At 38.8% G+C, this 7,356-nt stretch carries 3 protein-coding genes, 12 tRNA genes and 1 pseudogene; 14 read left to right on the plus strand and 2 right to left on the minus strand.

The window, feature by feature from the left end:
- The first annotated feature begins 208 nt into the window (after nucleotides 1-208).
- Nucleotides 209-2,380, plus strand: coding sequence for a Tex family protein (locus tag ABDZ84_RS07025; RefSeq protein ID WP_166530331.1), 2,172 nt, complete (start codon nucleotides 209-211; stop codon nucleotides 2,378-2,380).
- A gap of 237 nt (nucleotides 2,381-2,617) precedes the next feature.
- Here ABDZ84_RS07025 and ABDZ84_RS07030 read toward each other — a convergent pair whose 3' ends face one another.
- Nucleotides 2,618-4,081 (minus strand): catalase, encoded by a 1,464-nt coding sequence (locus ABDZ84_RS07030; RefSeq protein WP_321134709.1) that lies wholly within the window; start codon nucleotides 4,079-4,081, stop codon nucleotides 2,618-2,620.
- A gap of 211 nt (nucleotides 4,082-4,292) precedes the next feature.
- Between ABDZ84_RS07030 and ABDZ84_RS07035 the strand changes: the two genes are divergently transcribed.
- From ABDZ84_RS07035 to ABDZ84_RS07075, 9 genes are all read left to right on the plus strand, one after another.
- The gene (locus tag ABDZ84_RS07035) at nucleotides 4,293-4,742 is read left to right on the plus strand and encodes a SprT family protein (protein ID WP_343780704.1); all 450 of its coding nucleotides are present in this window, start codon (nucleotides 4,293-4,295) and stop codon (nucleotides 4,740-4,742) included.
- A gap of 179 nt (nucleotides 4,743-4,921) precedes the next feature.
- Nucleotides 4,922-4,996, plus strand: a tRNA-Asn gene (locus ABDZ84_RS07040).
- 3 nt (nucleotides 4,997-4,999) lie between these two features.
- Nucleotides 5,000-5,090: transfer RNA gene (locus ABDZ84_RS07045), tRNA-Ser, on the plus strand.
- Between the two features lie 9 nt (nucleotides 5,091-5,099).
- Nucleotides 5,100-5,171, plus strand: a tRNA-Glu gene (locus ABDZ84_RS07050).
- A gap of 25 nt (nucleotides 5,172-5,196) precedes the next feature.
- Nucleotides 5,197-5,273, plus strand: a tRNA-Asp gene (locus ABDZ84_RS07055).
- 5 nt (nucleotides 5,274-5,278) lie between these two features.
- A tRNA-Gln gene (locus ABDZ84_RS07060) sits at nucleotides 5,279-5,353 on the plus strand.
- 26 nt (nucleotides 5,354-5,379) lie between these two features.
- A tRNA-Lys gene (locus tag ABDZ84_RS07065) sits at nucleotides 5,380-5,452 on the plus strand.
- 14 nt (nucleotides 5,453-5,466) lie between these two features.
- Nucleotides 5,467-5,548, plus strand: a tRNA-Leu gene (locus tag ABDZ84_RS07070).
- Nucleotides 5,549-5,604: 56 nt separating this feature from the next.
- Nucleotides 5,605-5,688 (plus strand) — tRNA-Leu (locus ABDZ84_RS07075).
- Between the two features lie 121 nt (nucleotides 5,689-5,809).
- Here ABDZ84_RS07075 and ABDZ84_RS07080 read toward each other — a convergent pair.
- A pseudogene (locus ABDZ84_RS07080) lies at nucleotides 5,810-5,890 on the minus strand (hypothetical protein); the annotation flags it as partial.
- Nucleotides 5,891-6,772: 882 nt separating this feature from the next.
- Between ABDZ84_RS07080 and ABDZ84_RS07085 the strand changes: the two are divergent.
- From ABDZ84_RS07085 to ABDZ84_RS07100, 4 genes are all read left to right on the plus strand, one after another.
- Nucleotides 6,773-6,849: transfer RNA gene (locus ABDZ84_RS07085), tRNA-Arg, on the plus strand.
- A 7-nt stretch (nucleotides 6,850-6,856) separates the two neighbouring features.
- A tRNA-Pro gene (locus tag ABDZ84_RS07090) sits at nucleotides 6,857-6,933 on the plus strand.
- A 30-nt stretch (nucleotides 6,934-6,963) separates the two neighbouring features.
- Nucleotides 6,964-7,037: transfer RNA gene (locus tag ABDZ84_RS07095), tRNA-Gly, on the plus strand.
- A gap of 14 nt (nucleotides 7,038-7,051) precedes the next feature.
- Nucleotides 7,052-7,125, plus strand: a tRNA-Ile gene (locus ABDZ84_RS07100).
- Nucleotides 7,126-7,356 lie beyond the last annotated feature (231 nt).

Here is a 7,356-nt window from a genome sequence, read left to right on the forward strand (position 1 = left end):
TCAAGCAGTAGCTATTATTCCATAATAGCTACTAGAGGGAGCGTAAATCTGAGCATGTAGTGATAAGGACTGAGCGAATTTTGCTCCGTTTTCCTTATGTAAAAAATTGTGAATGAAACCCATTGTTAGGCGCTTTACACGTTGCTTATTCATTGGGAATCGTTCTGTTCTTTGGTAAAATATATAGGAAGGTAAAGGAGGAAAACGTGTGGCAAAAGAAATAAACCAAGATCTAAGCAAATGGGTAGCTAACGAAGCAAAAGTCAATATACAAGTTGTCAATAAAGTAATTGCCTTATTAGAGGAAGGGAATACGGTTCCTTTTATTGCTCGTTATCGTAAAGAAGTGACTGGTGGCTTAGATGAGGTACAGATTAAAGCGGTTCAAGATAAATGGCATTATGCTGTCAATCTTTCGGAGCGGAAGCAAGAGGTATTACGAAGCATTGAAGAACAGGGAAAACTAACAGATGAATTAAAACAAGCTATTACAGAAGCAAAACAGCTACAGCGAGTGGAAGATTTATATCGACCGTATAAGCAAAAGCGACGTACTAGGGCAACGATTGCTAAAGAAAAAGGTTTAGAACCATTAGCATTACTTGTATGGAAGCAGGATATAGAATTAGTAGAAAGTGAAGCGAAGAAATATATTTCAGAAGATCATGAATTACTAACGATAGAAGAAGTACTAGCTGGGGTAAATGATATTATTGCGGAGTGGATTTCCGAAGAGCCAGCTTATCGTGAATTTATGCGACAAGTTACGTATAACCGAGGAAGCATTGAATCTGAGCAGAAAAATGCAGAAAAGGACGAGAAGCACGTTTATGAAATGTACTATGATTTTCATGAACCTGTGCGTTCCTTAGTGTCACATCGAATTCTAGCTTTAAATCGTGGAGAGAAAGAGGATGTTATCAAAGTCTCTATAAAGCCACCTACAGAGCGAATTCATGAGTTCTTGCGACAGCATGTAATTAAAAGTTCTGCATCTAAGCAAGTAGTAGATATTTTAGTGCATGCAATTGAAGATAGTTATAAGCGATTAATTCAACCATCTGTAGAGCGGGAAATTCGCAGTAGTTTAACCGAAAAGGCTGAGCAGCAAGCAATAGATATCTTTTCCAAAAACTTAAAGAATTTATTATTACAGCCACCTTTAAAAGGAAAGACTGTTCTTGGCGTTGATCCGGCATTCCGTACAGGCTGTAAACTAGCTGTCATCGATGAAACGGGGAAAGTACATAGTATTGGCGTGATCTATCCAACAGCACCAAAGAATGATAAATTAGGTGCGGAAGCAAAGGTACTAGAGCTAATGAAGAAATACGATGTTGAATTAATAGCAATTGGTAATGGAACAGCATCACGAGAAACAGAGCAATTTATTTCCGATGTAATTGGAAAAAATAGTCTAAATGTGCCGTATATTATCGTTAATGAGGCTGGTGCAAGTGTGTATTCTGCTTCCAAACTAGCAAGAGAGGAATTTCCTGATCTTCAAGTCGAGGAGAGAAGTGCGGTGTCGATTGCCCGACGGATACAAGATCCGCTAGCTGAACTTGTCAAAATTGACCCGAAATCTATTGGGGTTGGACAATACCAGCATGATGTAAGTCAGAAGTCATTAAATGAATCATTATCATTTGTTGTAGAAACTGCAGTTAATCAGGTAGGCGTAAATGTAAATACAGCCTCCTCGTCATTGCTACAATATGTATCGGGACTAAGTAAAACGGTGGCAAACAACATTGTCAAGCAACGTGAGGAAGATGGGAAATTTACGAATCGGAAGCAACTAAAGAAAATTCCTCGTTTAGGAGCAAAAACGTATGAACAGGGGATTGGTTTTCTACGCATCGTTGATGGGGATAACCCACTCGATAGAACCCCTATACATCCTGAAAGCTACGCTCATACAGAAAAGCTGTTAACAATGCTGGACTGTGATCTAAGCGATATAGGCTCAGAAAAACTTCGCCAGGCCATTAGCACAATTAAAAACAGGGAGGTTGCAGAAGAGCTGGGCATAGGAGTACCAACCTTAAGTGATATTTTACAAGCACTAAGTAAACCAGAGCGCGATCCTCGTGATGATTTTCCGCAACCATTGTTAAAACAAAACGTAATGACAATGGAAGATATCAAGCCTGGAATGGAGATGCAGGGTACGGTTAGAAATGTAGTTGATTTTGGTGTGTTCGTAGATATCGGTGTGAAGCAAGATGGACTTGTCCATATTTCTAAGATGTCAAATTCATTCGTGAAGCATCCAATGGACATTGCTTCTGTTGGCGATGTAATAACTGTCTGGGTCGAGGATATTGATATGAATAAAGGAAGAATCGCCTTATCAATGGTGAACAAAGAATATTAATTGAAAAGACATGGCTCTAATAGGAACCATGTCTTTGTTTTAGTCTAGGAAATGATAAATTAGCCAGCTGGATAAATATGGGCGTGTTAAGCGCGTCCTGCTCCGGCGCCCAGAAGCGACCTCACAAATCGCCCTAAGCTAAGTCATCATCGGCTCGCAAACTCACCGTGCTTCCTTTATCTAAGTTGAATCTTTCCAGTCGCTACGTTTCTATTCGGGAGCTTGCGCCATAGTTGTTTATTTTACGCTTTCTGGAACTTTAAGGCCAAGTCCTTCAGCGATACGCTCGCCCCATTCAGGATCTGCTTTATAGAAGTGTTCGATTTGACGTAGCTTAATTTCTTCTTTTGTAACAGGCTTCATGTGATCAACAAATGCTTTAATTAAGCGATCTTTTTCATCTGCAGTCATTAAACGATATAAATCACCGGCCTGTGTATAATGATCATCACTGTCATAGGAAACGCTATTAGCTTCGCCATAAACCTCAAACGGATTAATTTTGGTTGCCTGATCCTCAGTTGGTCCATCTACACTGTTTGGTTCGTAGTTTGGCTTGCTACCACCATTACCACTTACATTCATGAAACCATCACGTTGATAATTATTTACTTCATTTTTTGGACGGTTTACGGGAATTTGATGATGGTTTGCTCCTAAGCGATAACGATGTGCATCTGAATAACCAAATAGACGACCTTGAAGCATTTTATCTGGAGAAGCTTCAATACCAGGTACGAATTGACCAGGTGAGAAGGCAGCTTGCTCAACCTCAGCAAAGTAGTTCTCAGGATTACGGTTTAGTACCATTCGACCTACTTCAATACGTGGATAGTCTTTTTTCGACCAGATTTTTGTAACATCAAATGGATCCCATTTGTAAGTCTTGGCGTCTTCGTAAGGCATAATTTGTACGTAAAGCTTCCAAGCAGGGAAGTCACCTTGATCAATAGCATTAAAGAGATCTTCTGTGTGATAATCAGGATTTTCACCAGCGATCTTGTCAGCAAGCTCTGGATCTAAGTTTTTGACCCCTTGTTCACTTATAAAGTGATATTTAACCCAGAATGCTTCGTCTTTTGCATTTACCCATTTAAAGGTATGGCTTCCATATCCATTCATGTGACGGAACGTAGCCGGGATGCCACGATCACTATGAAGGTACGTAATTTGGTGAAGTGATTCTGGTGATAATGACCAGAAGTCCCAAACCATATCTTTATCCTTTAAGTGCGTCTGCGGGTTACGTTTTTGCGTATGAATGAAGTCTGGGAACTTAATTGCATCACGAATGAAGAAAATTGGTGTGTTATTTCCAACTAAGTCATAGTTCCCTTCGTCCGTATAAAATTTAACTGCAAAACCACGTGGGTCACGTACTGTGTCTGCAGAGCCTAGTTCACCAGCAACGGTTGAGAAGCGGATAAACATGTCAGTACGCTTTCCGGCTTCGCTAAGGAAATCAGCTTTTGTGTATTTTGAAATTTCATCATTTGTTACTTCAAAGTATCCGTGTGCACCAGCACCTTTTGCATGTACGACGCGTTCAGGGATACGTTCTCTATTAAAATGAGCAAGTTTTTCTAGTAAATGAAAATCTTGAAGTAATGTAGGTCCATTATGTCCAGCTGTAATGGAGTTTTGATTGTCTCCAACTGGAGCTCCAGCGGCAGTAGTTAAGGTATTTCTTTTATTACTCAATATTAAATCTCCTCTCTTAAACTAAGTATTTATCTATCTACATCTATATTATAATATAATCCAAGTAAAAATCAATATTTATTTACAATAATTTTAAATAACGAGTAAGTTTAATTTATTTATATAATATAGGAAGTAACCCATTTCTGTACAAAGTTAATATTTATATATTAGAATATTAACATCGCTTATTGATAAGGAGATAGGTATAATGGAGCTGCTGGATGATCAGGATTTATTTAATTTGGTCAATAAATTATCTTTAACATATTTTCATAAACCCTTTTTACATGACGTAGCTTTTAATTTTCGTTTACGAACAACAGGTGGAAGATATATTCCTAATAAGAAGTTAATTGAATTGAATCCGAAGTACATGCAGGAAAGTGACATGGAAGAATTTATCGGGATTATTAAACATGAGTTGATTCATTATCATTTACATATAGAAGGAAGAGGATATAGGCATCGTGATCAGGCGTTTAAGCAACTTTTGAAAATCACCGGATCTCCAAGGCATTGTAAGCCACTTCCTTCACAAAAAAAGTATAAATATGTTTATAAGTGTACTAGTTGTAATGATGAGTTTAAACGTATGAGGAGGGTAAACACAGCTAAATTTAGATGTGGAAAATGCAAAGGGAGAATTTATTTACTATAAAAGCAAAAAAATATCGCTATAACCCATTGACGAAATATGTCATCCATGATAAATTAAATAGGCTGTCTCATACAGCACTTCAACTTACATATTTTTCGAATAGATTTTAACGAAAAAATGTTGACAATTACACTGAAATATTGTATTATATTTTTCGTTGCGATTGATTCACACTTTATTCCACAGTAGCTCAGTGGTAGAGCTATCGGCTGTTAACCGATCGGTCGTAGGTTCGAATCCTACCTGTGGAGCCATATGGAGAAGTACTCAAGTGGCTGAAGAGGCGCCCCTGCTAAGGGTGTAGGCCGTGTAAGCGGCGCGAGGGTTCAAATCCCTCCTTCTCCGCCATTTTTTAATGGCCCGTTGGTCAAGTGGTTAAGACACCGCCCTTTCACGGCGGTAACACGGGTTCGAATCCCGTACGGGTCATCTTTTTTTAAAAATAAATAGGCTGGGTCCGGTAGTTCAGTTGGTTAGAATGCCTGCCTGTCACGCAGGAGGTCGCGGGTTCGAGTCCCGTCCGGACCGCCAGATGTTGGGCTATAGCCAAGCGGTAAGGCATCGGGTTTTGATCCCGTGTACCCCAGGTTCGAATCCTGGTAGCCCAGCCATTTTTTTATTTTTCGTTTTTTTACATGAGCCATTAGCTCAGTCGGTAGAGCATCTGACTTTTAATCAGAGGGTCGGAGGTTCGAATCCTCCATGGCTCATCATTTGTATATTTGCGGGTGTGGCGGAACTGGCAGACGCGCTAGACTTAGGATCTAGTGTCTTCGGACGTGGGGGTTCGACTCCCTCCACCCGCATTGAATTGCTGTGTTAATCCACAGTCTTTTATTTTCTGTCATTTATTGCAAAATGTGCGGTCGTGGCGGAATGGCAGACGCGCTAGGTTGAGGGCCTAGTGGGTGAATAACCCGTGGAGGTTCAAGTCCTCTCGACCGCATCGTATCCATAGAACAAGTCATACCAACACTTTTAGAGGGTTGGTATTTTTTTATACGTTCATTTCCATTAAGGATTTGAGCGTTTTTTTTATGATTTATTCACCATAAATTCACCATTTCTTAAAAGAAGTCGTCTAGCCGATCTGCTGTTTCTCGTTGTTTGTTCGGAAATAGGTGACCATACACATCAATTGTAGTTTTAAAAAGAGGTAACTCACAATTTTTCTTCTTTCTAGAATTGTTTGTCTCCTGTAATCCGTCAATTTGTCCTTCAAAGCTCTATGTGTCCCTTCTACGGAATTTACACTGTTGTAGTAGTCGTTTGCTCTTATACTTACAGTAATATATGAAGGGGGCTATCAAAATGGTGTTCTTTTATTCGTATTAGGTGGATTATTTATGATCCTGAGTAATAGGATCTTTTTAATGGCGTCAGCAGCTTGGATATTTCCAATTTTATTTTTATTGCGATTGAGAAGATGTCGCTGAAAAAAGCATGTCAAAGTGCTGACAAACAATCGATATTCTTTCATTACAAAATATATTATATCGCCGTTACTCATTTTAGTGATTTATTTGATTGGTAATATATATTTTGCAGGAGTAGATGTTTTGATTGGACTATGGCTATGCTCTTGTTGTTGTGCTCCTGACTCTTCCATTAATATACTACTTTAATAAGCGATTTATGCGATTCAATGATTTTTTGCAATTAAAAAATGTATCATGCAGGAAAGATAAATACGAAACTAACATATTGACGGTTACATATAATTGTGCCTATAAATAATTAAGAAGCACTCAAAGAGTAAAGTCACAGATTCAAAATTGCGTCCTGCAATTTAACTATAATATAGAAGTAATAGATGATAAAAATCGTCTTCTGGCTTTCGGTTTAATTGGTTTTATCCATAACATTACAGATATGACCTATGAGCTATGAAGGTAAATAATTATAAGAATTAAAAGAATTTAATTTAGGTATTGAAATAAGAACCATATTAGTGTATTATCTATAATTGTTCGCGTGATTCAGTCATCGTGAATTGAAACAAATGATAAAAATGAACATTCTTTTAAGAAGCGCCCGTAGCTCAATTGGATAGAGCGTTTGACTACGGATCAAGAGGTTAGGGGTTCGACTCCTCTCGGGCGCGCCATAATTTCCGGGAAGTAGCTCAGCTTGGTAGAGCACATGGTTTGGGACCATGGGGTCGCAGGTTCAAATCCTGTCTTCCCGACCATCGACACGAAATATTAAAATATTAATAAACGCGGGTGTAGTTTAATGGTAAAACCTCAGCCTTCCAAGCTGATGACGAGGGTTCGATTCCCTTCACCCGCTCCAATCATTACCTTTAGGGGCCTGTAGCTCAGCTGGTTAGAGCGCACGCCTGATAAGCGTGAGGTCGGTGGTTCGAGTCCACTCAGGCCCATCACTTAAAAAAGTGTTGACAAACAAATTGTCGGTATGATATATTAATAAAGTCGCCAATTTGAACAGCGAAAAAGTTAAGTGAAAAAAGTTATTGACTTGAGTTGATCAAACTGGTATAATGAAAGAGTTGCTGTCGCAAAAAGCAGCAAACTAATTTGCTCTTTGAAAACTGAACAAAACAACCAGTATGTCAAGAGAAAAACATGCAACTGTTTTTTCTTAAAAATAA

This window comes from Virgibacillus salarius (genome assembly GCF_039521925.1).
Taxonomy (GTDB): domain Bacteria; phylum Bacillota; class Bacilli; order Bacillales; family Amphibacillaceae; genus Virgibacillus; species Virgibacillus salarius.

Coding starts and splice junctions, on each gene's coding strand:
- ABDZ84_RS07035 (WP_343780704.1), top strand. CDS start 4,293: ATGGAGCTGCTGGATGATCAGGATTTATTTAATTTGGTCAATAAATTA.